The following is a 25419-nucleotide window of genomic DNA, read 5'->3' on the forward strand; positions in this document are numbered from 1 at the left end:
GAATGATTAGGCTGCTTCGTAATACAGATTGTGATACTCCATCGGTGTCAACACATGCAATTTCCGTTGATAGCGCCCATTGTTGTAATAGTCCATATAATTCGCAATCATCGTGACTAGTTCTGTACGACTCGTAAATTTCTTGCCGTAATATTTTTCTCGTTTGATCATTCCCCAAAACCCTTCCATCGGACCATTATCGATACATTTTCCAACACGAGACATGCTTTGCGTCATTTCAGCTTCAATGATTCTGTTATAAAAATTCTGATGCGTATATTGGAATCCACGATCGCTATGAAAGAGCGGGTGAGCATCAGGTTCTGTTTCGATTGCTTGATCGAAGGTATCAAAGGCAATATTCAGGTCATTGGTATCACTAATGACGTAAGAAACAATCCGACGATCATAGAGGTCTAAAATCGCGCTTAAATAAACCTTGTGGATTTCTGGTCCCTCATAATATTTGAATTCCGTTACATCCGTTAGCCATTTTTGATTCGGCGCTTCGGCAGTAAACTTACGATCTAAAATGTTTTCGGCGGTGTGGTAGGGATGATTCGCTCCTTTTGTAATACTGTTGGCAGAGTGTTTGATGGTCGACTGAATCCCTTCATGTCGGCAGATACGCAACACGCGTTTGTCATTGACATGAATATCGTGTTCTCGAAGCAAGTCATTATTAATCCCGCGATACCCTTTTTCAGGATGTTCATTATGAATGATCCGTATAACTTTCGCCAATTCCATGTTTTCTAGCGTCCGTTCACTATAGGGATGTTCGATCCACCGCAAATAAGCCGAACGAGTGACACTCATGATTTTACACATGGGTAAGATGGCATAGGCTTTTTCTTCGTGAAGTTCTTTGATTGCTTCGTAAGCAACTACTTTTCTGACTTGTCCTAGCGATCCCTTCTTTCTAATTCCTTTACTTTTTTTAACAGGTCGATCTCCATCTGTTGGTATTTTACTTGTTCTTCGAGTTGAGCGATTCTGATTTGCGCGTCTTCCTCTGGGGTGCGACTTTCTTGTTTGGCTTTTCGTTGTCCACGACGATCTTCTAAACCGGCCTTGCCTTTTTTTTCGTAACGCTTTACCCAATTGTAGAGATTGGCATATTTCACTTGGTATTTGACTGCGGTCCTGCTGTAATCATAGTCATTTGCGATACAATACAGGACCATTTCTACACGTTCTTCCAAACTGAATTTTTTTGTTTGTCTCACGTTGCTTCCACCACTTTCTGATTTGAAGTCTCCATGAGTATTATATCTCTTAATCCAGTCTCGAAGTTGAGTTGTACTTCTTAATTCGTATCTTTTAGCTACTCTCAATAGGCTGTCTGAGCCATTCAGATAATCAAGAACGGCTTCAAGTTTTAGTTCCTTTGAATATCCCTTATTCTTTCTTGTGGCAATCAACCCAGCAGGACCTTCGTTTTCATAAATTGCGCACCATCGTTTCAACGTAGTGGAACTAATTCCAGCTTCTTTAGCGGTTCGAGCTGATCCTCGTTCTCCATTCAAATACTGCTTAACAAACTGTACTCGTTTTTCCACAGTAAGTTTCATCTGTCTTTTTCCCATAATAAATACCCCTAACTAGGACTTAATTATTTCTTTGTCCTAGTTAGGGGTAGCATATCAGAACGCATACGCTTTTTAGTTAACACCTTATCAAGGAACAAAGCCATTTTTCGTTTTAACAGTCGGAAGCGAACCCGTCTCAGTATTTCCCGGTGTTCCAATATAAGTGTTGCCGTTATGAGAGGTAGATTCCTTCTCTTCAGAGGCTTCATCCTGAACAGAATAGTCGCTTTGATAGAGGTAATTCCCATTTGTTTGGAAGACAAAGTCCTTCTTATCTTGTTCATTCTTTTTATCTATTCCAAGACTTACTCTCAATTCATGACTGACGTAGCGAATGCTGTCTGGGTATAGTTCCACCATACTACGCCCCTGATTACTGAAGGTTCGCCAATCAAAGGTGAGCCGTTGTTTGTCATAATCGCTGTAAGCCAAACTATTTTTCATCAGTGTTATTAGCTGATTGCCAGTAATATTGGTTTGGATATTGTTGTCAAACGAGTCAATGATTCCTGTAAGGTTTTAACGGTATCCTTTGACTTTAATTTCTTTCCCACCGCCTGGATAATTTCTTGCTGGCGAAAGCCCCGCATGATATCGTTATCGCTGTGACGTTCTCGTGCATAGGATAAAGCCTTTGTTCCATCAACGTGCTGTTTCCCTTCATCGAAGTGGATGGCCCCTGGACCGTCTTTTGTTACACCATCAAAGGAATGCTGAACATTGATATCGATCCCGCCAATGGCATCAATAAACTGAATAAAGGATAAGAAATTAAACACGCAATAATGAGCAATCGGAATCTTCAGTAGCTTCTCTACCGTATTGACAGATGCAGTCGGCCCGCCAAAGGTATAGGCGGCTTCGATCCGCTGATTGCCGTGGTAGTTCTTGGCCTCAATAGGTACAAAGCTATCTCGCGGCAAACTGCAGAAGGTAAGCTTTTTCGTTTTATTATTGATGGTGATAACCATCATGGCATCCGTTCGAGTGGTGCCGAGCTTTCTTTCAATGGTGTTGTCTAAGCCCATAATCAAAAAAGCTTCACTATCTTGCTTGCTTTGTGTTTGATACTCATTTTTTATGGGGTGATAGCCGTTAGCCAGAGCTTTTTTTAAATGCTGATTGGCTAATAAGAAATAGGCGGAGACAGAAATGGTACACATTAGGATAGCCGTTAGACAAAGTAAAATTATTTTTTGCACGCGTTTCATGATAAATCTTCCTTTCAATTTAAAATTGTTTATATTAACAAAAAGGACAGCCTTCTTACACACAATAAGAAGGCTGTCCTTTCATGTCCTCTCATCGTCTGAGTTTTAGCACTATACAACGTAAAGAAAATTCTTAGCTATTTTTAGAAGAGCCTTAATTCGACCATTCGTGTTTTACACATTGGCATCTTTCGATGTTTTTGCGCAATAGCCTATGTTTGTATAGAAGCCTCACCTAACAAGATAATTAAGCTGTCAACTGAACATATAATAACGAGGAGAGATCAAATAAAACAGTTGAATCGTTTTTCTTAACAATATATTTATAAAAGACATTATTAAATAAACATTATTAAATAGGTGAAAAGTCTTTACGAAAAATCCGTAATGAGAAAGATAAAAGAACAAGAATATACAATAATATTTTTTAAAATAACGATTATTTCGTATTTAGGAAGGAGTGTTAGCGAAGGCCGTCTTTTAGGAGCGAAAAGAGTTGAAACAAATCATAAAGAAATGATTTTCACTGAAAAGGAATAGACATGGGATAACGTAACTCCTTTAAAAAAAGCCTGATACAGAAGGTCATTGTACAAATCTTCTTGTTGCGAAAACACGTCACTTGCGATATTTTAGGGTTGCCTAAAATAATTAAGAAGCCGTTTTTGAAAGAAGGAATTTGATTGAATGATCCACAGCAAAGTAAACGGAGTGTGTCACACACAAAACATCATTTAGTTGAGTATGCAAACGGACCATCACTTGAAGAAATTAATGGAACCATTGAAGTTCCTAAGAACATGAATTTTTGGAGAACCTTGTTCGCCTATTCTGGACCAGGAGCTCTTGTTGCCGTCGGCTATATGGACCCCGGCAACTGGTCGACTTCAATTACTGGCGGCCAGAATTTTCAATACCTATTGATGTCAATCATTCTCATGTCCAGTTTGATCGCGATGCTTTTGCAATACATGTCTGCCAAGCTAGGGATCGTCTCTCAAATGGACTTGGCACAGGCGATTCGGGCGCGAACCAGCAAACCGTTGGGCATCGTACTCTGGCTTTTAACGGAGTTGGCCATTATGGCAACGGATATCGCAGAGGTTATTGGTGGAGCCATTGCTCTTTATCTGTTATTCCATATTCCATTATTCATTGCGGTATTCATTACCGTTTTTGATGTCTTGTTACTGCTGCTATTAACAAAAATCGGATTTAGGAAAATCGAGGCGATCGTTGTGGTGTTGATTGTCGTCATTTTCATTATTTTTGCTTATCAGGTAGCGTTGTCAAAACCAGTTTGGCGAGATGTGATCAAAGGATTGGTGCCAAGTGCAGAAGCGTTCTCTACAAATCATGCAGTCGCAGGACAAACGCCATTAACAGGAGCTCTAGGAATCATTGGCGCAACCGTCATGCCGCATAATCTTTATCTGCATTCATCCATTGTGCAAAGTCGCAAGATTAATCACGATGATCCAGAGGATATTGCCCGTACCTTGCGTTTTTCAAAATGGGACTCTAATATACAGCTGATAATGGCCTTTTTTGTCAACTCTTTGCTCCTGATTATGGGCGTAGCGGTTTTCAAAACGGGCAGTGTCAAGGATCCTTCATTTTTCGGTTTGTTTAAAGCCTTATCAGATCCCAATGTCATGAATAATGCCATTTTGGCTCACATAGCAACCTCTGGAATACTATCCATTCTTTTCGCAATTGCTTTATTGGCTTCTGGTCAAAATTCAACGATTACTGGGACGCTTACAGGACAAATTATTATGGAAGGATTCGTTCATATGCGAGTACCTATCTGGTTGCGGCGGCTAGTCACTCGATTACTGTCTGTCATTCCTGTATTAATCTGTGTGTATATGACAAGTGGAAAAAGTGAAGTGGAAGAGCACCTTGCGATTAATAATCTAATGAATAATTCACAAGTTTTTCTGGCGTTTGCTTTGCCATTTTCCATGTTGCCCTTATTGATATTTACAGACAGTCATGTAGAGATGGGAGAACGGTTCAAAAATTCTTGGCTAGTAAAGTTTCTAGGCTGGCTATCCGTTCTTGGGTTGATTTTTCTAAATATGAAGGGACTTCCAAATCAAATTGAAGGCTTTTTTGGCGATACACCCACAAAAGAGCAGTTTAAGTTCGCGGACAATCTCGCGTATGGAATCATTGTCGCGGTTCTTCTTGTTCTTATTTGGACCATTGTTGAGCTATATAAAGGAGATAGGCGTTATGCCCAGCAATTGAGGCGGAAAAGTATGGAAAGGAGGCATGACGATGAGCTTTAGGAAGATTATGGTTGGCGTAGACGAGAGTCCAGATGCGCTAAAAGCATTTCATTTTGCTATTCAGGAGGCACGTCAAGAGATGGCCGAACTAATTATTGTTTCTATTTTGGAGGAAAAAATTATCAATGTTTATCAGTCTTTAGATAAGAATTATTGGGAAAAGGAGCTAAATGATTTAAGAGAGCGAAGTGAAAAATACAAACAGGAGGCGCTCACTTCGGGTGTGGTACATGTAACCACGATCGTGAATAAAGGAAATCCCGGAGAATTGATCGTTAATAAATTTATCCCATTAAATCAGCCGGATCTGTTAGTCATTGGTTCAAAGTCAACGAGTAAAATCAGAGACTTTTTCGGAAGTCAGGCCGCTTATATGGCCAGATACGCAAAAGTCTCAACAATGATCATTCGTTAGACCGAAGGCTTTACACAAGAAGGCAAGAATTCAGAAAAAAGGTTCGCTTGTTACTAAAAACAGGCGAACCTTTCTTTTATCGCGGATCAATTTCATTTAAAGCTTTTTCCGGTACTTGATCTCTGCGAACTTCTTCGTAAGTTTCTACATGAGCACCTTTATTTGTTAGCTTCAGGTAACGATCGGTTTTTAATTCAGAGAGGCCGTTAAATTGAATCGTCCGTGTCTCTCCCTCTTTATTGGCTGCTAATTGCTGGTAGCTGGCTGTCCCATATTCATTGACAGATTGTGGTTTTGTTGTCTTTACATAGAGCTCACTTTCCTTTACTAATGGGTTTAGCTGATCCATAACCCCAGCGATCTCGCTGGATGAGTTTTTTGAGTAGAGCATCGATCCAAAGAGTAAAATGGTGATGAAGGCGATAACGCCTAATATTTTTTTGATCATAAGTAGTATGACCTTCCTTTCATTGTTGATACATATAGCGTATCAAGAAACGTTCTTTCGAAAATCGGGCGAGGGACCTATCTGAAACGAACAAAATTGTCACAACGTTAAGCTGAAAGTTGAAGGAGGAGAGGAGAGTGGTATACTCTAGATAGGAGAGAAAACGCTTTATTTTTTTAGTTGTTAGCTAGGTACAAATGTGACTGTTGCTGATGGAACGACCTATTATAGGAGGAGAACATGAAGTTTTTTCTAGATACGGCAAATATTGAAGAAATTGAGCGGATCAATCGACTGGGTTTGGTGGATGGTGTCACAACAAACCCAACGATTATCGCAAAAGAGGGCAGAGACTTTGAGACGGTTATCAAAGAAATCTGTGCGTTGGTACCTGGACCAGTCAGTGCGGAGGTCACTTCGCTGGAAAGTGAAGGGATGATTCGCGAAGCGAGAGAAATCAGTCAATGGGCGAAGAATATCGTCGTTAAAATCCCGATGACCGAAGCAGGCCTACAAGCGGTCTACACCCTCTCAAAAGAAGGAATCAAAACCAATGTGACGTTGATTTTTTCAGCGGCGCAGGGCTTAATGGCAGCAAAAGCCGGCGCCACTTATGTCAGTCCCTTTTTAGGACGTTTGGATGATATCGCTTCAGATGGAATCCAATTAGTCAGTGATTTACGAGATATTTTTGATATTTATGATTTTGATACAGAGATTATTGCGGCGAGTGTTCGGCATCTAGGTCACGTGGAAGAAGCGGCGTTAGCTGGGTCAGACATTGCAACGATTCCAGGCAGCCTGTTCCCGAAATTGTGGAGCCATCCCTTGACTACCAATGGCATCGCTCAATTCGAAGCTGATTGGCAGGCGTTTCAATCAAAATAAAAAAATCAGTGAGCGAAGGACTTCCGCTCACTGATTTTTTTATTTTTTACGATTGCGACGGATCATAATAAAAGCGATAAGGGCCAAAATAATTACCCCAGCAACCGTCAACCAGGTTCTTCTCTCTTCACCGGTTTTTGGTAGGAAGCCGCCTTTGTCGTCTTTTTTGTCAGTATCATTTTTTACTGGTGCTTTATTTTCAGCACTTTGAGTCGTTGAGGCTGTCGTAGATTCCTCCGTGGTGCTGGTGGTTGTATTCGCAGCTGTACCATTGCGAATAGCGTCATCTTTCGAATAACGTGCGATCCAAGCGATGATGCCTGGGAAAAAGTCGCCGTCCGTACCAATCATCTTTTCTTGAATTGGTGAAATGTGTTTCAGAACATTGGTTAATTCCTGATTGCTCATTTGACGAATCGGCATGAATGAGCTGTTACTTGGATAAAGCGCGGCTAAATATGCCTGCAAACTGTCAATTTGGTCCGCCATTTCAATCGCGTTGGTGTAATTACTAGGATTGTAATTTAAGATATTTTGGATTTTATCCCAAGATAGGGTGTTGTCTTTGTAAAGTGCTTGAAGAATCCGAGCATAGCCGCCAACATCTAAACCATAGGTGTCTGTGCTGATTCTAACACAAACTGTCATAGCATTTAATAACTGCTGGTCGGTATAGCCATCCACTTCGCTAGATGAAATGATACTCTTCATTGATTCGTCCTTCAGCATCTCACGAATCTTATCGGTATCCTGTTCATTCCCGATAGGGTCGCTGCTCTTTTTCACGCCCGTTTCCTTTTCAATTTGATCAACGGTTTTATCCTGTGCTTTCTGAACATCTTTTGTTTCGCTGTTTTCTGTGCCGCTGTCCATAGTTGCATCAGCTGGTGCACTTGAGTCAACCACAGTATTGTCGGCGCTTTGATCTTGGACAGGTGCTGATTGTTCGGTTGAAGCTACAGCCGCGTTGTCTGACACAGTGGAGCTTTCAGTTTCTGCATAGGCACTGATGGGGAATAGAACGAGTAATGATAAAGCTACTAATGTTTTTTTCAAAAATCTCACTCCTTTAATGATGTGAACTCATTTCTTATGCGATACTCAACCACTCACTTCTGAGCATACTGGAGTTGAAGAATATCTTTAATTATTTCGTAACAATATTGTAACATAAGAAATGTATCTGTAAAGTAAAAGTGTGAATTTTCTTTCAAAATTTATTTTGGTGCCCGATACCCCGCCTTTTTTGCCTCCTCAATGGTTTTGAACCATGCCTTGGGATTTGTGGTATTGTCGTAATACTTACTACCTGGCAGATGATAGACTCCGCTTTTTGAGCCTTTGATCAATCCTTTTCCGTTACTATCGACATATTCCTTGCTTGAAGATGGGGCAGAGGACGAAGTATGGGTGCTTACTGTTTTTGCAAGGGTACTGGTTCCGTCCGCATAGTTCAAAGTGACGCCCTCTTGGACATTAAAGATGTACACGTTAAAATGAATCGCGTCACTGCCAACTGATTGCGCCATCATATGAACGCCACGAGCAAGTAATTCATCTCCACGGAACACGGGAACAACCGAGTAGCGGACATAATTTTTCGTACTTTTCTCGAGGTAATATTTGATATCCATTTCAAACCGCAGCATTTCGGGACTATTTAACTGGCGAGTGCCAGTAATCAAGTTTTTCCAGTTGGCATTTTCTCCGCTTAGCTGATAACCGATCAGGTGAGAACGATTGTACAAATATTGGCCATTGATTTTTTTACTGTGCCATCCAGTAGGCGTCACACTGGAAATTTCTCCCCGTTTTTCTGTTGGCATTAACTTTTTATTCAATAATGCTTCCGCAGCTGTTGCTCGATTCAAAGAATCTAAATCTCCGTATTTTTCCCAAGGCCCCTTTTCAGTGGAAAGGTCTTCTTTGGAAAATGTTGGTTTGTTTTGGTTAATCTCAATGGTTTGAGTGCCTTCGTATTCAAGTTTGGCTAAATCCTCCTGCCCAGAGATTACATGTGTTTGAGAGGCAGTAGGTGACGTTGTTTTTGTATCTTGAAACTGATCTTTTACGCTATACACAGCGAAACTAGCTGCCGCAATCACGATTGCAGCAACTAGTTTAGTTTTCTTTGACAAGGGAATTGCTCCTATTCTTTTACTATCTTTGCGTTGCTCGATTTATTCTGGTGCACCGATAATCTTGATATATTCATCAGGATTCATGATCTCAAAGTGCTTGGCAACAAGCTGATTTCGTTTATTCCGACGCCCCTCGATATGAATTCTATATTTATTTTCCGGCAGACGGAAAACGTAGCTTGATAAATAGCGGTCTTTGATCAAGACCTCTGTTTTGTTCTCGCCATCACTCATAATCAACAAAGACATCATGATCGGCTTTTCTTGCAGTAAAATCGTTTTTTCTAATAAGCCGCGATATTCTTCCAAAAAATCACTTCCTTTTTTATAAAAATCTATAGCTTGATTTTAGCATTTTTAGGCAATTAATGCTTTGATAAAGAAATAGTTCGCACTTTCAAACGTATATTTGATAAGATAAAAGAAAAAAGCAGGTGAGCACATGGCAATGTGGAACCCGTGGCGAGGCTGTCGCCGCGTTAGCGAGGGCTGTAAATACTGTTTTATTCATGAAGGTGACAAAAAACGGGCGATTGATACAAGCAAGATTGAAAAATCTGCTCAATTTGATGCGCCGATCAAAAAAACGAAAAATGGCTACAAAATGAAGGGTGGGCAAAAGGTTTACGTCTGCTTTTCCAGTGATTTTTTGATTGAAGAAGCGGATCCGTGGCGTGAAGACTGCTGGCAGATGATCAAAGAACGGAAAGATTTAGAGTTCATTTTCTTAACGAAGCGCATTGAACGGTTAATGGACGTAATTCCTGAGGATTGGGGCGATGGCTATGACAATGTGACCATCGGTGTATCTGTAGAAAACCAGACGCGCGCAAATCAACGATTGTCCTTGCTGCAGCAGCTGCCGATTAAGCATAAAAATATTATCTGCCAACCTTTGATTGAAGAAGTGACCATCAATGATTATCTCGACGATGTGGAATTAGTGGTGGCAGGCGGAGAGTACCATAGAAATGCTCGACCCTTGAATTATGATTGGATTTTGAAGGTGAGGGAGGAAGCCATTACACGGAACATTCCCTTTGAATTTCGTCAATGCGGCACCCATTTCATCAAGGATGGAAACGACTATAAATTAACCTATCGCCAACTTTTCTCACAAGCGAAAAAGGCCGACATTAATTGGTATCCAAGCAAATAAAAAAACAGAAATCCTGTTAAATAGGGATTTCTGTTTTTTATTATTCCGATAAATCTTCATCTAATTCTTTAGCAGCCAATGCAACACGTTTATTGCCTTTGTGTAGTTCAACGACTGTCCATACTAGCAGAGCCAATACTGCGGCAATCAAAACATAGGCAATGGTATCGGCAGTTGCGAGTTCCATTGCGGTGGCATTGTCACCGAAGAAGCCTTCGATTTGGCTAGGTAAGCCAATCAAGTTCAGATACGTCAAACCCACCACTGAGACCCAACCGAGGAACTGAATGATTCGTTTGTTTTTAAACCGTTCGCCCATTTCGACTTTACTATTGGTCATCATTAACAACGGCAGCATAGAAAAAGGCAAGGCAAAGGCCAAGAAGACTTGCGAATTATTCATTAAATTGTTCAAGGCTTCATGCTCTTCAACCACTGTATCGCCACGAGTAAGCAGCACGCAGATCAATACAGGCACGACCGATATTAGACGAGTAACCAAACGACGAAGCCAGATTGGCATCCGCATGTGGACGAAGCCTTCCATGATTACTTGTCCAGTTAAGGTACCAGTAATCGTCGAATTTTGACCTGAGGCTAGTAATGCAACGGCGAACAAGGTGGAAAGTGCGCCAGTTTTTGCGACACTCATTAAAATACCGTTGCTCATAGTAGCTGGATTTGACAAGGCTTCATAGAGACCAAAGAATGAGGGGTCCTTGACAGTGCCTGTTTTAAAGACTGCCACCCCCATGATTAATAGGAGCGCATTGACTAAAAAGGCTAAAGACAATTGAATATTCGAATCCCAAGTGGTGAAACGAACCGCATTTGCAACATCTTCTTCATCGTCATGATCGACTTCGCGAGTTTGTGAAACCGCGGAGTGAAGATACAAATTATGGGGCATAACCGTTGCCCCGATAATTCCTAAGGCTCCTGTTAACGGGGTTTGCCCACCAATTGCAGGATCATTGGCGAATGTTTCGCTTGTCGGGATAAAGCCCTTTAAAACATCCCCCCAGTTAGGATCAGACAAGGCCACTTGATAAATAAAAACGAAAAGAATCACAAAAATCAAACAAACGACAATCGCTTCGATCTTCCGAAAGCCGACCTTTGTCAGCAGCAGTAGTAAAAAGACATCAAAAACAGTAATGAAGACAGCGATGACCAGCGGAATATTGAATAAGAGATACAAGGCAATGGCAGCTCCGATTACTTCCGCAATGTCTGTTGCCATAATCGCCAACTCAGTCAATATCCAAAGAACAAGCCCCAATGATTTGCTGGTTCGCGCGCGAATCGCTTGCGCTAAGTCCATGCGAGTAACAATTCCTAGTTTAGCCGCCATGTATTGCAAAAGCATCGCCACTAAACTAGAAATCAAAATAACTGACATTAAAAGGTATTGGAAGTTTTGCCCACCGGTAATCGAAGTTGACCAGTTTCCTGGATCCATATACCCGACAGCAACGAGTGCCCCCGGTCCTGAATAGGCGAGCAATGTCCGCCAGAAACTTTTTCCTTTCGGTACCTTGATCGTACCATTGACCTCCTCTAAAGAAAGTCCGTTTGTATGTTCTAAAATGGGATGTTTGTTTTTACTCAAAAAGCTCCCACCTTTCTATAAACTTTTCTACGAAGCAATCATACACCCAAAATCAGGAAATGAAAAGAAAAAGATTCGGCATGCCTAAAATTACGAAAAAGCATATTTCTTTTGTGAAAATCGAATGTATTTTACACTAAAAAGAAGAAACTGAGGTGGAAGCATGAAAAAATGGCAGACGCAGCTTGATGGCACTTGGACAATCAAAGGTACGACGTTTCCTATGTGGTTGTCTGAGAAAAGAAAACATCCGCGAATCACTTACAAACGAACGGAGAAAAAGACAGTAGAGCTACTTGATCTGGTGGAATATGAAGCCAACGGAAAAACGAAGCAGATTAGAGGAATCGATCGTTTAGCGGGAGATCAGTTTGTCTGGCGTGGAGTCGGTATGTTGAGATTATTAAGTAGTCATTGGAAAGTCGTAACGATGAAGGGAGATCTATTGGTCATTCGGTTTGAGAAGTCTTTAGTTACACCAGCAGGAATTGATGTGCTGATCAAAGAGGGGACGGAAGATCCAAGTTTACGTCAGCACGTGATGGAGAATTACGAAAGTTTTGGCTTGACGTTAAAGGAATGTAAAGAACTTCAATGGTTATAAAGACAATATGAAAGGGCTTCGAAATGGGAAGCCCTTTTTTCCATTATTCTGATAGATCGATGGCTCTAGACCGGCTTTCATACCACAGTTCTTGAGGAGAATAACGGTCTTTGCCGAATAAAAGGACTGTACCATCCTCTAAGATCTCAATTTCAGTGCCAAGCCACATCGTTGATGGCCCACCGCCGAAAAATAAACGTCTCTTACCTCGTCCTTTTTTTAGAGAATAGGCATCTAAGTAGTCATCAAGGTAATGGGATCTTAAGTAGCGCGTTTCTCCATTATCAAAAGTGATCATTAGATAATTAGCGGCATTCTCTACCTTTATCGCTTTTGGAACGGGTCCTTTTGGATACTCTGGTTTTGATTCAGGGGCATTCTTTTTCATAGTCCTGTTTCCTTTCTTTGAAAAGAGGGCCTCGAGGAATGATGGTGAAGCATTCCCCAGCAGTTTATCTGTCGAGATATGGAAAAAGTCACTCAGCTGAAGCAAAGTGTCTAGGTCAGGATAGCTTTTGCCAAGCTCCCACTTGGACACGGCTTGAGGTGTAACGTGCAGATGCTCTGCTAGCTCTTTTTGGGACATTCTCTTAGCCTGTCTCAATTCTTTGATAGTTGTTCCGATCTCTACCATTAGTTTATCCTCCAAGATATACAATAGGCAATCAACCTTTGATTGAACGCGTGAAAAAAGCCCTCAACTAACAGTTGAGCCTTAGTATTACTAATTAAATAGTATCACATCCCGTTTTATCGTGGATAGAAAAACGAGGAGCTTCTCTCAAAATTTTTCTTGAATCAAATTACGAAAAAAACTCCAGCAATTCTTCCTAGAAATAGGAGCAGTTGCTGGAGCAATTCTTATAGGCTAATTTAGTAGATTATTTACTGACTGATCTCGATCACACGATCGGTCCAATCCTGATAAAAACCTTCCTCATGGGAAACGACGATAACGGTGCCGGCAAAGTTTGCCAAGCTTTCACGCAGACTATCTTTTGTGGCTTGGTCGATGTGGTTGGTTGGTTCATCGAGAATCAATAAGTTGCCTTTTTGCATGGTCATTTGACATAGCTTGACCTTGGTTTGTTCTCCACCACTTAAGGTGCTAAGTGGTTCCTGAGCGAGTTGATTTGGCAACCCTGCTTTTGCAAGATGCTTCCGCAATTCTTTCACGGTTTCTTTTGGGAAATGTTCGCTTAAATATTGCAGCGGTGTTTGGTACGGATTCTCCCATTGCAGGTCCTGCTCAAAATAATTAATTTTTGTATTGGCTGGAAAATGGAATTCACCCGCTATTTTTGGGATTGCTCCAATCAATGTTTTCAGCAGAGTGGACTTACCAATTCCGTTAAATCCACGAATCGCGACCTTTTCCCCATAACGTAAAGTAATGTTGATGGGAGCCAACAGCGGTTTTTGATAGCCGATCTCAAGATCAGTAGTTTCAAGTGCTAGTGTTGTTACAATCGGCGCATAAGGAAATTCAAAGTGAGCCACTGCGTTGGAAGAGGGTGGAGTCAAACGTTCCACCTTATCCAATTGCTTTTGACGGCTTTTCGCCATTGTTGAACGTGAACCGGCCTTGTACTTGCGAATATAGGCTTCTGTTTTTTCAATCTGACGTTTTTGTGCAGCGTATTGTTTCATATAGGTTTCTTGGAATTGTTCTTTTTGTTTTAGAGCCTTCGTCAAATTGCCTGTATACTTGGTCAATTTCCCAAATTCAATGTCGGCGATATGCGTGGTAATTTGATTCAAAAAATCACGATCATGAGAAATCACCACAAAGGTACCGGCAAAATCTTGAAGAAACTGACTCAGCCATGCAACATGCTCATCATCTAAATGGTTTGTCGGCTCATCCAAGATCAATACATCTGGTTTTTCCAACAATAATTTTGCTAAAATCAGTTTTGAACGCTGTCCGCCGCTCAAGTCTTCCAGCGGGGTGTCCATACCCAAAACATCTAAGCCTAATCCGCTGCTCATTTCAGCGATCAAGGTATCAATTTGATAGAAATCTCCTTGGTCTAACTCTGTCTGTAAGCGCCCCGCTTTTTCTAACAGCTTATCATCCATAGATTCGCTGTAGGCCATGTAAAGCGACCCGATTTTTGCTTCTTTTTCAAAATCTGCCGCATAGGCGGTTTTCAAGAACTCCTTGATAGACAGGGTTGGATCAACTTCAACGTATTGGTCTAAATACCCTACATGGATATTTTTTTGCCAGGAAATGGTGCCTTCATCCGGCAACTGTTCTCCGGTAATGATTTTAATCAAGGTACTTTTTCCTGCGCCATTTTGTCCAATCAGCCCAAGGTGTTCCCCTTTATTCAAATGTAATTCTAAATCCTCATACAGGATTTTGTCGCCAAATTGTTGGGCGATGCCTGTTAAATCTAAGATACTCATGTTTCTCCTACTTTCTTACTCAAACTCTCATCTTCTAACAAAAGAAGGGGATAGTCAAGAAAAAAAGAGCCCTTTTTTTAAGGACTCCGGAATTTTTAAAGCTGGGCAGAGAATAAATAGACAATAATATCCGAAATGATATCAATCATTTGTCCAAAAAATTCCACGCTCCAGCTGATTAAGCTGATAAAAAAGTCAATTATTAATTCAATCATATCGATTCCTCACTAATTAAACAAACCAGCCACCCAATGAATGGGATGAAGGGTCAGATGCAACGTCATATGAGCCAAGAAATAACTTACTGCGAAGAATGGAAATAACATTTTTTTCATGATTTTCAACCTCCGTATTTTTTTGTTGCTTTAGTATAGCTTGAATCAAGCAGAAGAAGACATGGATTTACCTTATCATGAACGAACAATTATGTAAGACGAAGACACAAAAAAGCCCCTGCTTTCCATTCATAAGCAGAGGCTTTTAATTATAGGCTTCATTCATTGAGAGATGCGCTCCTTAGGCAGATTTTTTTAAGTCATAGATCGCTTGTTCAATGGTGATTCCAGTTCCTTGTTGACCAGTAAGAGTAGAATAAACAATGAAGATGTTTTCTTCCAGATCAAATGTGACACGGTAAGGCTTTTCTTGTTCGAAAAAGGTCATGTCTTTTCCTCCTCTCCTTCTTTTATTTAATAACAAGATTACAATTAAAAGTATAACACATTAAAATATAATAATAAAAGAGTTTTGTATTCATAAATTATTTTAATTATTTAGATTTTGAACGAACAGAGTCAATAGTGAAGTCGTTGGTTAGTAGAAGGTCACTTGTTGAAAGGAGGAATGGGTGGGGGGACAAATCAGGTGAAATCGAAAGGCTTTTTTTAATAAAAATAGCACCTTCAATCAATTAGACCATCGCTCTAACTTTTTGAAGGTGCGTTTTTAAGGTTACTATTTTATGGAATGTATGTTTTACCCAATCATATCTTTTTCATTTTCTAAGCTATAGGCTACCTGATCCGCTCGGTGTTCAGGTGTTGGATTGAGATTCCTGCGATCTCTAAAGAATTTTGTCAAGGCTGGCCAAGCATAAAAGAGGGTCATGATAACGGCCATAAGTGCTACATCATTCCAAGTTATGCTGTAACCCTTCATTGATTCTCCAGTTAAATCGCCAGAAAAAATCGGTACTAAATTATTATTTAAGAAGTGCATCGCAACAACTGTCCAAATGTTATCGGTCTTCATGTAGGCATAAGCGTAAAAGATTCCCAATGCCAGACACACAACAACCTGATTGGTTACTGAAATAATGCCGTCCGCTGGCGACGTATAAAAGAAGAAATTCAATGGTAAATGCCACAACCCCCAAAGAAGTCCGAGAAGTAAAACGCCCTTAATCGAGCCATATCTTTTTTGTAAGATTGGCTGGAAGAAATAGCGCCAACCGTATTCTTCGCCAAAATAAGGGACGAATAAAAGAATATAAGAAGCCAATGTTGAAAAAAGAGCGATCCAGGTCATTGAATCTGAGAAGGTCTTGATTAATGGGTCTATCCCACCTTCAAAAAGAAAAGCGACCAGCATTCGTGCAACGTATAAAATGAGATACAGCAGGACCATTCCTATCGTTGCTTTCCAATTTTTTCGGCTCAACCCATAAGCCGCACGTCGTTCCTTTTTGGCGATTCCTAAGCAAATCAGCAATAGCAGGCCACCCACCAGCATAATGATACTTGCTTGTTGAACGAGAGCCTTACTATCGGTAAACAGCCCCATTAAGCTGAAGCCGATCATCACGACAGTCTGCAATAAATAGCAAATAAAGAAAGGTTTAGGCAAAAGCTTATTGTCTCTTCCGCCAATCATCAAGGCGATCATCGCTCCAGCAGCAGGATAGTACATATGAGTCATAGAAAATAAATCAATATTTTCCCCTTGGCTATAGCCATACCACATAAACAACCCCATAATGACAGGCATGCCAAAAGCAATTGCAGAAAAAATGGTCAACTGCTTTTTTTCATTCTGTTCATCCTCGTACATTTTTTCACTCCTTCATAAAAATTATGTTACAAAAGTAAGGATATAGGAAAAGTCATCCTTAGCGATGCATTCTTCCTAAACGGTTGATTCTTTGTCCTAAACGACGGTTATTAAGTGTCAAATATCGCTAGTTCTTGGATAAACTCACCATTTTGCTGCTTCGTCTCACTTAAGATATTGTTGTATTTTTGAACAACCTCTTGATAAATGGACAGGCCTAAACCGCGGCCGCTTCCTTTCGTAGAGACACCACGATTCCTAATTTTGGCGAGATTGACCTTTTCTTGACAGGGATTCTTCACCACAAGGGTCAATTTGTCCTCTTCTTTGTAAAAAAGAATGTCAACTCGACGGTTTTCGTCTTCACATTGAGCCGCCTCCACTGCGTTGTCCAACAGAATACCCATGCAACGAATAAAATCATTGGTGGCCATTTTGATCTCTTCTACCGTTGTAGCGACTTCCAAGTTAAAGAAAACATCGTGTTGCTGTGCTAAAAGCATTTTAGAAAGCAGCAGTCCCTTGAGTTCTGGGGAAGCGATGCTGGTTAATTGGTTGCTCCATTTCATTTGTTCTTGAATTCCTTCATCCATGTTTAACAAGAATTTCTCAATATAGCGCTGAATTTCCTTAGTATCGCCGTCTTTTGCGTGGAGGTAAAGTCCGGTGATAAGGTTTTTATGATCATGCTGAATCGTCCGCAACTCATTTTGAATGGCTTCTAACTGCTTCATATAGGCTTGCTGCTGCAAAAGCAACAGACGAGATTGTTTAAGCTCCAATGTTTTACTTAAATTTCTTGAATAAACCGCGATTAAAAACAGACAAAGTAGGAAGCTGATCACGATAATGCCAGAAATCGCAAGACTCCAATACAGCGTATTTTTCGCAGCATGCAGAAGAGAGTAAGAAGCAATTTGAATTACCGCCGCCACCCAGCAAAGCTTGATACATAGTGAGCGTTGCTCAAAAATTTCATACAGGTAATTAGAAAAACGAGTACGCAAAAGAATAACAAAAGCCCCAAAAAGAAGAAGGGCGTCAAATAGATAAAAAAATAGTGGAGCAAATGCATTGCTGATTGGTAGAATGTCGCCCTGATTAGTAATCAGAACAATTAAAAGCAGGAAAAAGCCCGAAATCATTTCTACCAGAATGTTCAGATGCAAAATCAAAATGGAGAGCATCATGATTTTATACAATGGAAAATGTTTAGTGTTTAAATGAATCAATAGAGACATAGCGAAAACAAAAAAGGCAGAATAGATGGAAAAGACTACTATTCGTGCTAACAACGTTAAGCTGCTGTCACTCAATAGAAAAACAAAAACGGATTGAACGATTGAAAAGCTGCCTATGGTAAACAGGTTGACTGCCCGCTGTTTCCTACCCTCAACGTGTAAATTAAATACCTTTATTAGAAAGAAAAAGCTGATAAGATCTGTCGCCAAGAGGGGTGGGGCATGAAAAGGAATTGATTTTAGAAACAGTAAAAATTCAGTCATATGTGTATTCCTCCCTTACTCTTCCAAAAGCGCTAAAATCTCATTCTTTTTAGTACGTGAAAGCAAAACAGTATTGCCATTTGTTAAATGAATCAATTTTTTTTGTTTATTTATCCCTGAGATAAACGAACGATTAACTAGATAGGAGCGATGGGTGCGAACGAACGCTTCGCCTAGCTGCTCCTGAATATCTGCAAGCTTACCGTAAAACTCAATAAAAGCCCCTTCCGCCACGAGATTTAGAACGTGCTTTTTCGTTGAAGTTTCAAAATAGACAATGTCCTCCAGCGGAACATAAGAGGTTTCATTCATCCGCTGAACAGCGAAAAATTCTTTTTTCTCACGCTTGTCATTTTTGCAGCGTTCGTTAATATCTGCAAGGCATAAAGCAATTCTTTCCAGCATATGCTTTTCATCTTCTTTGGGGATATAATCCAACGTCTCTAACCGATATTTGAACGTCTCAGTTAAAAGCTCCGAATGAGACGTGACATATACGATAAAACCACGAGTATCCAGTGAGCGAATCTGTTTTCCTAATTCGAACCCATTCATTGTTTCATCTTTTAAATCAACATCTAGAAAATAGATGCCTTGTCTAGGATTCGAGGAGAGTGCGGCTATTATTTCTTGAGGAGAGGTAGTGACGGTCTCTACTGTGAAATCGTAGTCCTCGATCATGCAAATATCGGTAATTTTTTTCTGTAAAAAAGTCAATATAGTTGGATCATCTTCACAGATGTGGATAGAGATCATAAACATCCTCCTTTTTTTAAAAGATTTTTTACAGAATACTTACAATATACACTAATTCAAATGAGAAAAATGCTCTTTTTATGAAATATTTATCATGATTATTGAAGATTCGTTAAAGGGCTCAGCAAAAGTACGTTGCCTTTCTTGCTATACTAGAAGCATAAAAGGTTATAGGAGGAAGTAGGCATGGAACAAAAGGTAATTGAGGAATTTATTGCAGCGATCAACGAGCAAAATCTTCCGCAGATCATTGAGAAGATGGCGGAGGATTTTCAATTCATTGATACATATGGTGACCGAGAAGGAAAAGAAGCGATGAAGCTAGGCTGGCAAGGGTATTTTGAGTGGTTTCCAGACTACCGTATTGAAATTGATGATTATGCAGCGAATGAGAGATTTACGATGATAATCGGTAAGGCCAGTGGCTCTTATTTAGGAAAACCTGAGAATCATTGGGCTTTTCCAGCTGCATGGAAGGTGGAAACTAAAGGGCAGCAAATCAAAACATGGCAAGTTTTCTGTGATTCAAAAAAGCAGTTGGATTCGATGATGGAGGATTCTGCAAAATGTAAAAATTGATATATGTTTTTCAGCCAGTTGCATACAAAAAAGCTAAAAATGCGACCTGAAATTATTGAAAATTTCAGGTCGCATTTTTAGCTTTCGCCCCTGCCAAGGACATCTATTATAGCATAAATTAGACAGGTTGATTATGAAAAATCAACTGCATGGCCCGTCTTAATGGGAAGTAGACGAGACTTACGATTAGAATCGTTGAAAAAATATTTATGACCGTAGCGGGCATAGTGGCTAATGCAGCGAAGAAGGCAGGCTTCAGCTGTGCCCCAGCGATCATTGCCATCACTGTTGCTTTAATGACCGACATGACGAATTTCGCAATACCAGCACAAATTCCGATAATGATAACCTGCCAAATGTGAGTAGGCTTGCGTTTAAAGACAGAAAAGGCAACGTAAGCAGCAGCGCCTACCACAAAGCTTTCTACTAAAAAGTAAGGAGCCTCCGCGGCGAAGCCATTTAAAATATCAAAGACAAAAAAACCGATCCCGCCAGCTAAAGCGCCTTGCCAATAACCAATTAATAAAACAGCTAAAAGCACCACTGAGTTGCCGAAATGAATGAAGGCGCCAGTCGGCAAGGGAATCTTGATCATGGTTCCCATCAAGGTAAGTGCCGCAAAGAGCGCGACCAAGACTAAGTTTTGAATTCGTTTATCACTGTTCATCTGAATACTCCAATCGTTTTTCTCCGTGGGTGTAGGCGCCATGCCAAACATGTCCTACATATGGATTGATTTGTTCACCCATTGTGATCGCGGCCTGTACAAAATCAATCGCTTGCTTGATGGCAGCCTCAACGGGATAGTTTTTTGCGATTGCTGCAGTGATGGCTGCGGCAAAAGTACAGCCGGCACCATGATTAAACGGTGTGTCAATGACTGGATGCGGATAGCGCTGGAAATTTCTGCCATCATAGTGCAAGTCTAAGGTTTCTTTCGAAGCCAAACGTGCACCACCTTTGATTACGACATGCTTGACCCCAAGCAAAGCAATTTTTTTTGCAGCTTTCTTCATTTGTTCTTCCGAAGTAAGCTCACCCAATTCGGATAAAATACCAGCCTCTCGTAAATTAGGGGTTGTGATTAGTGCTTGGGGCAATAAATTTTCCCGTAATGCTTGAACTTGGTCATTTTTAATAAAGTCTTGGGTTCCTTTGCCGCCAATAACGGGATCAACGATCAGTGGAATATCTTTCGGAAGAATCTCATTAACAAGACTTATGATTTCCTGCGATGGCAGCAGGCCAGTTTTGATCGCGTCAATCGGTCCCGCAAAGATAGAGGCAATTTGTTCTTGAATCAGCTCTAATGGAAGGGTGTGTAAATGATGCGAACCAGTTTCTGGTTCCAAGGTAACAATCGAAGTGATTGCCGCCAAACCAAAGGTACCAAATTCTTCAAAGGTTTTTAAATCTGCTTCTAAACCGCCTCCGCCTGTAGCATCAGAGCCGGCGATGGTTGCAACTTTTTTCATATAGAAACGCTCCATTTGTTTTTTTATAGCATAGCTTTTTGATTCTCAGCTGAAAACAGCCAATTGGATTTGTTTTCCCTCATCCAATTTACATAATAAAGTGTACCACTAGCAGAAGAAAAAGAAAAAACCTTGAGCGAGGCTCAAGGTTAAAGGTAGTTATTTCGTTTTCATCCATTGATCACGGATCTCATCCGTCAAACGAATGATTCGTTTGCCAACTTCAGGATATTGATTAGTGGCTAAGTTTGCCAAGGAAACCCGCACGGCCCACTCACTGCTGCCGAAAGCATTGGCTTTTAATAGCATCAATTGTTCTTTTTCTGCTAAAGAGGTTAGAACCTTAGTAACGGTCCATTTATTTTTCAAATAATCTGCGAAGGCGTTGCCGTATCGTTTACGCGTCCACTCTTCGTAATTGATCTCACAATAATAAGCAGTATCTAAGTCTTCTAATGGTTCTTGTAGACCTAAAGTATGGAACAGTAATTTTTCCCGCTGGCGGCAAATATCCATGACTTCCGCTTTATAGGCTTTTCCTTCGTCCAATAAACTGTACAGGCTGAACATCACCATCATGACCTGCTGCGGTGCGGAAAGACCGGAGGCATGGTTCAACGCCACGTCACGACTGTCTGCCACGATTCGATCAATAAAGGTGATTGTCGTTGGATCAGCAGTCAATGATGCATATCGTTCATTTAGCAGCTCAATCTTTTCTTGCGGTAGATTTGCGATCAATTCATCAAAAAGATTGTGCTTAGCTACAGCAATGGTTCCTACACGCCAGCCAGTTGCACCAAAATATTTTGAATAAGAATAGATGCAGGCGGTATTGTAAGGAAGTTCGGAAAATAGAGAAGTAAAGACTGGAACAAATGTACCGTAAACATCATCTGTCAAAATCATTAACTCAGGATTATCTGTTGCAACAACATCTTTTAGTAAATCAATGGTTGGTTGTGCTAGTGCGTTTGCTGTCGGGTTGCTTGGATTGACGACGAAAACAGCTTTAATATCAGCATCTCGCAATTTATTGATTTCTTCGTCTGGATATTGGTACGTCATTTTTCCGTCAATCATTGTTTGTTTCGCTTGAACCTTAACGATATCAAAGGAATACTTTGGTAACTCTGGAATTTCTAAATAAGGTGCGAATGTCGGCAGCATCAAAGCGATCTTATCGCCACGATTCAATAAGAAGTTATTTAATAGGGTGTCAAAAATATAGCAGATCCCCGCAGTTCCGCCTTCAACAGCGAAAATATCGAAAGGTATGCTGCTGTCGGAAAATAATTCCTGACTCAAATAAGCTTTAATAGGTCCTTCGCAGGCAGTCAAGCAACGAACGGGGTTTGGATAATTGTCCCCGATAATGTGGTCCAGCATATCAGTCAACCAGGCCTCTTTTGGCATTCCAAGATAATTATTGTCAGAAAACCAGATTTTCTTCAAAAAATCGGCACCTTTACCTGGATGTGCTGCTAAAAAATCAACGAAACGTTGTCCGCGACCTGTATCAGATTGGATCATTCCCGCAGTTAATTCCCCTGTGCCATATAACGTTTCTTGCGTAGCGAATTGACCAAGCAAAAAGAAAGCTTCCCGCGGAGTAGGAGCGGTCCAGTTAGGGTTTCCTCGTCCAGCGTTCAAAAGGTTGGTAACCTTTTTATTTTCGTGGATCTTTTGTTCCAAAAAGAGACTTAATTCAAAAGGACTTAATTCTTCTAAGGCTTGTTCAGTAATTGTAGACACAAATACGACTCCTTCAACGGTTTATTTGCTTCCATAGTAACGAGAATAATTTTTAATATAGCGTAAATACGCTTAGAGTTTATGAGAAAGTTTCTGTTAAAATACAAAGAAATAAAAGTCGTTTTCTTTTACTTAATACTAAAAAGAGCGATACAACAACAAAGAAAACGATTACAAAACTCTTAGAATTCTTTTTTCTTGAATTTTATGATCAGATATCAGACTTTCGACCCATGCCAAATAGTAAGAAAAGAGGCATACTATACCTATAAGTTGATCGTAAAGACAATTGATGGTTAAAGTATATAGATAGTTAGTAAAGGAGGATTTGAAGATGGATCAATTAATCGCCCTTGCGTTTATCGCATTATTGGTTTTCTTTGTCGTGAAGGTTGGTTCTGTATTATGGCGTATCGCCGGCGTCTTGTTTTTGCTCTTTATCATTTATGTGTATAAGGACCAAGTGATCTCTCAGGTTCAAAATTTTATTGCGAATCCTAATTTTGGCGGATTGTGGCAAAGTGTTTCTGGTTTCTTCGGAGATCTGTTTGATAAGGTAGCGGGCTTTGTAGGTACTGTGATCGAATAAAAAGAATAAATGGAAGGCTGCAAAGTTGATTGCAGTCTTTTTTTCTGGAAAAAAACCAATAAATTTAAACTTTTGAAAAAGAATAGTTATACGAAATAAAGATTGTCTCAGGCTAAACAGCAAACTCCAGCTATAATCTAATTAAGGTGAAAGGCAAAATTTGTTAGTGCACAGCAGGAGGGATGGGCCATGGGAATGACCTCAGAAGCCTCAGAACAATGGGTCACGATTGAAAAGAAAAAAAGAGGAAAATTTAAGCATGCTGAAGAAAAGAGGAAACCGCAGTTTTTACACTCGGTTTATGACCTTTTTCATGAAGTAGAAAAGATCAATCTACGTCTTAATGGCCAGCCTGAAGCAAATTTTTTTAGTTTGCAGGCACGTAAATGGCAAAATCGAATGACGACAGTTGCTATTATCGCCATTCGCGCAAAGGACGGGTTGATTCAGTTTGTGACGGAATACGAAGAGCCTGAACATGTTAAAAATAAAAAATTTGGTGATCTGAGGATTAGGAAGAGTCCAAACTATCTGATCACTTTTACAGCGAAAAGGAGATGCAAAATAAAAGTAAGGAATAAAGAAAGATCGTATTCTGTTAGATGAGTACGATCTTTTTGTAAATAAAAAAAACGGGTTATTTCCGTTCGATATTCTCCAAATATTTTCGACAACGTCGATAGCTGTCCAATACGTTCTCAGGAACCTCTACATGAGGAATGAAATTTGCGCCTTTTGGTCCATAGCCTTCGGAATCATCATTCAATCGACGGATTTCACCAACAACGAGAGATAAGAAATAATCAGGTGCCCACCAGTCATCCATTACAGAATTTTTAAAATGTGGGCGTGTATCAAAATCAATCAGCTCTGGTTGTTCAAAAAAGAGCGGCTGGATTGCTGATAGAGGCAATTGCCATTCTTTGCTGAAGGTGACATGGCTGCGTTTTTGGACCATGGGATCCTGAACTAACCAAAAGCTTTTTGGTGCATTCTGGTTAAAAAGCTCGTAAGAAAAACGGGCATTTTCCCCAGTATTGGTGGATTTTCTTTCTAATAGAAAAGTAAGCTTGCGCGAACAAAACTGCAGAAATATCTCTTGGGTAATTTCAGCCTCTGAAAGCTGGTCCCATTCTGGTCGAACAAGCGCCGGATAAAATTTCTTGCAATTGGTGATCAGAGGTTCTGTGCCATGACCAATTCCTCCAACAAAAATGACACGCTTTACAGCATTTTCCCTTTGGCAAAATTGTGCAGCGGAAATAATCAATTGAGGTAAGCTGTTTCCAGCAATCAATAATGTATCAGATTGAAAAGTTGGATTTTCCGGGCTGGTCGTTAGATAGTCCACGAGTATCGCAAAATTAGACATAGTTGCCTCCTTATTAATAAATACACTGAATAACTCTATATAATAGTAGCAAACTTTCAGACAGAAAAAAACTGCCGATAAATTATCGGCAGGGAAGAGTTAAAATAAATAGCGAACAAAGAAGAAAAGACAACAAATGAGAAGAATGACCGATAATGTCAACCAACTTTTTTGCTTCATCCATAGGAACTTTCCGTAACAAAAGGCAGAGGCAGCACCTGTAAAGAGACTAAACAGATCCATAACCTCGCGATGCTCCACGACACGTGCGAGCATTAAGATGCTAAAAAGAATCAAGCTGAAAATACCCGCTGTGGCCAAAGCCAAATCTGTGCTGGTCTGTTCTTTTCTTTTTTCCATACGATGCCCTCCATTTCGTAAAATAAGTTCTGTGCTCTTAATTTCATATTAAAAATTTTAGCTTCCTTGCTTAATCACAAATATCCTTATTAAAATCAAGGCGATATAGGATACATTGTGCTTTTAATTATAGATGAATCCGATTACAATGTCACGTGTATTCACCGCATCCGTTTTATAAATCAGTTATTTTTTGT

26 protein-coding genes, 2 pseudogenes and 1 riboswitch are annotated in these 25419 nt (G+C 40.2%); of the genes and pseudogenes, 8 read left to right on the top strand and 20 right to left on the bottom strand.

Annotated features, from left to right (window positions below; genetic code table 11):
* Positions 1-6 precede the first annotated feature (6 nt).
* From J9537_RS20740 to J9537_RS19720, 3 genes and pseudogenes are all read right to left on the bottom strand, one after another.
* Positions 7-969 carry an IS3 family transposase gene (locus tag J9537_RS20740; RefSeq protein WP_245001366.1) on the bottom strand — a complete coding sequence of 321 codons (963 nt, stop codon included), beginning with the start codon at positions 967-969 and terminating at the stop codon, positions 7-9.
* On the bottom strand, positions 906-1589 hold the full coding sequence (locus tag J9537_RS20745; protein ID WP_060789657.1) for a helix-turn-helix domain-containing protein: 684 nt from the start codon (positions 1587-1589) through the stop codon (positions 906-908). Before J9537_RS20745 ends, J9537_RS20740 begins: the two co-directional genes overlap by 64 nt.
* A 90-nt stretch (positions 1590-1679) precedes the next feature.
* Positions 1680-2803, bottom strand: a pseudogene (locus tag J9537_RS19720) (LCP family protein).
* Positions 2804-2886: 83 nt separating this feature from the next.
* Positions 2887-3053: riboswitch (M-box (ykoK) riboswitch) on the bottom strand.
* 463 nt (positions 3054-3516) lie between these two features.
* Between J9537_RS19720 and J9537_RS19725 the strand changes: the two are divergent.
* On the top strand, positions 3517-5100 hold the full coding sequence (locus J9537_RS19725) for an Nramp family divalent metal transporter (protein ID WP_028020690.1): 1584 nt from the start codon (positions 3517-3519) through the stop codon (positions 5098-5100).
* Entirely contained in the window at positions 5090-5515 is a 426-nt protein-coding gene (locus J9537_RS19730) for a universal stress protein (RefSeq protein WP_028020691.1), read from the top strand. The genes J9537_RS19725 and J9537_RS19730 overlap by 11 nt, the downstream gene beginning before the upstream one ends.
* A 76-nt stretch (positions 5516-5591) precedes the next feature.
* On the opposite strand, the gene J9537_RS19735 is transcribed toward J9537_RS19730, so the two are convergent.
* The gene (locus tag J9537_RS19735; protein ID WP_010743764.1) at positions 5592-5963 is read right to left on the bottom strand and encodes a YxeA family protein; all 372 of its coding nucleotides are present in this window, start codon (positions 5961-5963) and stop codon (positions 5592-5594) included.
* Between the two features lie 240 nt (positions 5964-6203).
* On the opposite strand from J9537_RS19735, the gene fsa reads away from it, so the two are divergent.
* Positions 6204-6851 (top strand): fructose-6-phosphate aldolase, encoded by a 648-nt coding sequence (fsa, locus tag J9537_RS19740; RefSeq protein ID WP_010743763.1) that lies wholly within the window; start codon positions 6204-6206, stop codon positions 6849-6851.
* 39 nt (positions 6852-6890) lie between these two features.
* Here the strand turns inward: fsa and J9537_RS19745 are convergent, their stop codons facing one another.
* From J9537_RS19745 to J9537_RS19755, 3 genes are all read right to left on the bottom strand, one after another.
* Positions 6891-7907, bottom strand: a complete 1017-nt coding sequence (locus tag J9537_RS19745) for an LPXTG cell wall anchor domain-containing protein (protein WP_218257460.1) — start codon at positions 7905-7907, stop codon at positions 6891-6893.
* A gap of 161 nt (positions 7908-8068) precedes the next feature.
* Positions 8069-8989, bottom strand: a complete 921-nt coding sequence (locus tag J9537_RS19750; protein WP_218257461.1) for a DNA/RNA non-specific endonuclease — start codon at positions 8987-8989, stop codon at positions 8069-8071.
* 42 nt (positions 8990-9031) lie between these two features.
* Positions 9032-9301, bottom strand: a complete 270-nt coding sequence (locus J9537_RS19755; RefSeq protein WP_010743760.1) for a hypothetical protein — start codon at positions 9299-9301, stop codon at positions 9032-9034.
* A 133-nt stretch (positions 9302-9434) separates the two neighbouring features.
* On the opposite strand from J9537_RS19755, the gene J9537_RS19760 reads away from it, so the two are divergent.
* Positions 9435-10151 carry a DUF5131 family protein gene (locus tag J9537_RS19760; RefSeq protein WP_218257462.1) on the top strand — a complete coding sequence of 239 codons (717 nt, stop codon included), beginning with the start codon at positions 9435-9437 and terminating at the stop codon, positions 10149-10151.
* 40 nt (positions 10152-10191) lie between these two features.
* Here J9537_RS19760 and J9537_RS19765 read toward each other — a convergent pair whose 3' ends face one another.
* Complete coding sequence (locus J9537_RS19765; protein ID WP_218257463.1) at positions 10192-11763, bottom strand: Nramp family divalent metal transporter; 1572 nt, start codon at positions 11761-11763, stop codon at positions 10192-10194.
* Positions 11764-11926: 163 nt separating this feature from the next.
* Here J9537_RS19765 and J9537_RS19770 point away from each other — a divergent pair, with 163 nt between their 5' ends.
* Positions 11927-12367: a hypothetical protein gene (locus J9537_RS19770; protein WP_218257464.1), complete on the top strand. Its 441-nt coding sequence runs from the start codon at positions 11927-11929 to the stop codon at positions 12365-12367.
* Between the two features lie 43 nt (positions 12368-12410).
* Here J9537_RS19770 and J9537_RS20845 read toward each other — a convergent pair whose 3' ends face one another.
* The 7 genes and pseudogenes from J9537_RS20845 to J9537_RS19800 form a co-directional block, all read right to left on the bottom strand.
* Positions 12411-12755: a hypothetical protein gene (locus J9537_RS20845; protein WP_311855567.1), complete on the bottom strand. Its 345-nt coding sequence runs from the start codon at positions 12753-12755 to the stop codon at positions 12411-12413.
* A 114-nt stretch (positions 12756-12869) separates the two neighbouring features.
* Positions 12870-13001 (bottom strand): annotated as a pseudogene (locus J9537_RS20850) (helix-turn-helix domain-containing protein); the annotation flags it as partial.
* 251 nt (positions 13002-13252) lie between these two features.
* A complete protein-coding gene (locus tag J9537_RS19780; RefSeq protein WP_218257466.1) occupies positions 13253-14782 on the bottom strand; it encodes an ABC-F family ATP-binding cassette domain-containing protein in 1530 nt (509 codons plus the stop codon).
* A gap of 516 nt (positions 14783-15298) precedes the next feature.
* Positions 15299-15445, bottom strand: coding sequence for a hypothetical protein (locus J9537_RS19785; RefSeq protein WP_010743752.1), 147 nt, complete (start codon positions 15443-15445; stop codon positions 15299-15301).
* 312 nt (positions 15446-15757) lie between these two features.
* Positions 15758-16831: a CPBP family intramembrane glutamic endopeptidase gene (locus J9537_RS19790; RefSeq protein WP_218257467.1), complete on the bottom strand. Its 1074-nt coding sequence runs from the start codon at positions 16829-16831 to the stop codon at positions 15758-15760.
* A gap of 110 nt (positions 16832-16941) precedes the next feature.
* A complete protein-coding gene (locus J9537_RS19795; protein ID WP_218257468.1) occupies positions 16942-18336 on the bottom strand; it encodes a sensor histidine kinase in 1395 nt (464 codons plus the stop codon).
* Positions 18337-18351: 15 nt separating this feature from the next.
* The gene (locus J9537_RS19800; RefSeq protein WP_218257469.1) at positions 18352-19092 is read right to left on the bottom strand and encodes a LytR/AlgR family response regulator transcription factor; all 741 of its coding nucleotides are present in this window, start codon (positions 19090-19092) and stop codon (positions 18352-18354) included.
* A gap of 186 nt (positions 19093-19278) precedes the next feature.
* On the opposite strand from J9537_RS19800, the gene J9537_RS19805 reads away from it, so the two are divergent.
* The gene (locus tag J9537_RS19805; protein WP_218257470.1) at positions 19279-19671 is read left to right on the top strand and encodes a nuclear transport factor 2 family protein; all 393 of its coding nucleotides are present in this window, start codon (positions 19279-19281) and stop codon (positions 19669-19671) included.
* A 118-nt stretch (positions 19672-19789) separates the two neighbouring features.
* On the opposite strand, the gene J9537_RS19810 is transcribed toward J9537_RS19805, so the two are convergent.
* The 3 genes from J9537_RS19810 to aspD all read right to left on the bottom strand — a co-directional run bounded on the left by J9537_RS19810 (position 19790) and on the right by aspD (position 22901).
* Positions 19790-20338, bottom strand: coding sequence for an ECF transporter S component (locus tag J9537_RS19810; RefSeq protein WP_218257471.1), 549 nt, complete (start codon positions 20336-20338; stop codon positions 19790-19792).
* Entirely contained in the window at positions 20328-21146 is an 819-nt protein-coding gene (thiD, locus tag J9537_RS19815; RefSeq protein ID WP_218257472.1) for a bifunctional hydroxymethylpyrimidine kinase/phosphomethylpyrimidine kinase, read from the bottom strand. The genes J9537_RS19810 and thiD overlap by 11 nt, the downstream gene beginning before the upstream one ends.
* Before the next feature lie 159 nt (positions 21147-21305).
* Positions 21306-22901, bottom strand: a complete 1596-nt coding sequence (gene aspD, locus J9537_RS19820) for an aspartate 4-decarboxylase (RefSeq protein ID WP_218257473.1) — start codon at positions 22899-22901, stop codon at positions 21306-21308.
* A gap of 334 nt (positions 22902-23235) precedes the next feature.
* On the opposite strand from aspD, the gene J9537_RS19825 reads away from it, so the two are divergent.
* Complete coding sequence (locus J9537_RS19825) at positions 23236-23490, top strand: hypothetical protein (RefSeq protein ID WP_010743744.1); 255 nt, start codon at positions 23236-23238, stop codon at positions 23488-23490.
* Positions 23491-23679: 189 nt separating this feature from the next.
* Positions 23680-24096 carry a hypothetical protein gene (locus J9537_RS19830; protein WP_218257474.1) on the top strand — a complete coding sequence of 139 codons (417 nt, stop codon included), beginning with the start codon at positions 23680-23682 and terminating at the stop codon, positions 24094-24096.
* Between the two features lie 31 nt (positions 24097-24127).
* Here the strand turns inward: J9537_RS19830 and J9537_RS19835 are convergent, their stop codons facing one another.
* Both J9537_RS19835 and J9537_RS19840 read right to left on the bottom strand, forming a co-directional pair.
* On the bottom strand, positions 24128-24862 hold the full coding sequence (locus J9537_RS19835) for a YdcF family protein (protein ID WP_218257475.1): 735 nt from the start codon (positions 24860-24862) through the stop codon (positions 24128-24130).
* A 99-nt stretch (positions 24863-24961) separates the two neighbouring features.
* Complete coding sequence (locus tag J9537_RS19840; RefSeq protein ID WP_010743741.1) at positions 24962-25222, bottom strand: DUF6442 family protein; 261 nt, start codon at positions 25220-25222, stop codon at positions 24962-24964.
* Positions 25223-25419 lie beyond the last annotated feature (197 nt).

Source organism: Enterococcus raffinosus (assembly GCF_019175485.1).
GTDB lineage: Bacteria > Bacillota > Bacilli > Lactobacillales > Enterococcaceae > Enterococcus_A > Enterococcus_A raffinosus.

What these genes read in the sequence shown, in the direction of transcription:
- J9537_RS19840 (WP_010743741.1), bottom strand. Translation starts at nt 25,222, where the DNA reads ATGGAAAAAAGAAAAGAACAGACCAGCACAGATTTGGCTTTGGCCACA.
- J9537_RS19805 (WP_218257470.1), top strand. Translation starts at nt 19,279, where the DNA reads ATGGAACAAAAGGTAATTGAGGAATTTATTGCAGCGATCAACGAGCAA.
- J9537_RS19810 (WP_218257471.1), bottom strand. Translation starts at nt 20,338, where the DNA reads ATGAACAGTGATAAACGAATTCAAAACTTAGTCTTGGTCGCGCTCTTT.
- J9537_RS20745 (WP_060789657.1), bottom strand. Translation starts at nt 1,589, where the DNA reads ATGGGAAAAAGACAGATGAAACTTACTGTGGAAAAACGAGTACAGTTT.
- J9537_RS19830 (WP_218257474.1), top strand. Translation starts at nt 23,680, where the DNA reads ATGGGAATGACCTCAGAAGCCTCAGAACAATGGGTCACGATTGAAAAG.
- J9537_RS19825 (WP_010743744.1), top strand. Translation starts at nt 23,236, where the DNA reads ATGGATCAATTAATCGCCCTTGCGTTTATCGCATTATTGGTTTTCTTT.
- J9537_RS19735 (WP_010743764.1), bottom strand. Translation starts at nt 5,963, where the DNA reads ATGATCAAAAAAATATTAGGCGTTATCGCCTTCATCACCATTTTACTC.
- J9537_RS19760 (WP_218257462.1), top strand. Translation starts at nt 9,435, where the DNA reads ATGGCAATGTGGAACCCGTGGCGAGGCTGTCGCCGCGTTAGCGAGGGC.
- J9537_RS19785 (WP_010743752.1), bottom strand. Translation starts at nt 15,445, where the DNA reads ATGACCTTTTTCGAACAAGAAAAGCCTTACCGTGTCACATTTGATCTG.
- J9537_RS19730 (WP_028020691.1), top strand. Translation starts at nt 5,090, where the DNA reads ATGAGCTTTAGGAAGATTATGGTTGGCGTAGACGAGAGTCCAGATGCG.
- J9537_RS19835 (WP_218257475.1), bottom strand. Translation starts at nt 24,862, where the DNA reads ATGTCTAATTTTGCGATACTCGTGGACTATCTAACGACCAGCCCGGAA.
- fsa (WP_010743763.1), top strand. Translation starts at nt 6,204, where the DNA reads ATGAAGTTTTTTCTAGATACGGCAAATATTGAAGAAATTGAGCGGATC.
- J9537_RS19790 (WP_218257467.1), bottom strand. Translation starts at nt 16,831, where the DNA reads ATGTACGAGGATGAACAGAATGAAAAAAAGCAGTTGACCATTTTTTCT.
- thiD (WP_218257472.1), bottom strand. Translation starts at nt 21,146, where the DNA reads ATGAAAAAAGTTGCAACCATCGCCGGCTCTGATGCTACAGGCGGAGGC.
- J9537_RS19770 (WP_218257464.1), top strand. Translation starts at nt 11,927, where the DNA reads ATGAAAAAATGGCAGACGCAGCTTGATGGCACTTGGACAATCAAAGGT.
- J9537_RS19795 (WP_218257468.1), bottom strand. Translation starts at nt 18,336, where the DNA reads ATGACTGAATTTTTACTGTTTCTAAAATCAATTCCTTTTCATGCCCCA.
- J9537_RS20845 (WP_311855567.1), bottom strand. Translation starts at nt 12,755, where the DNA reads ATGAAAAAGAATGCCCCTGAATCAAAACCAGAGTATCCAAAAGGACCC.
- J9537_RS19780 (WP_218257466.1), bottom strand. Translation starts at nt 14,782, where the DNA reads ATGAGTATCTTAGATTTAACAGGCATCGCCCAACAATTTGGCGACAAA.
- J9537_RS19800 (WP_218257469.1), bottom strand. Translation starts at nt 19,092, where the DNA reads ATGATCTCTATCCACATCTGTGAAGATGATCCAACTATATTGACTTTT.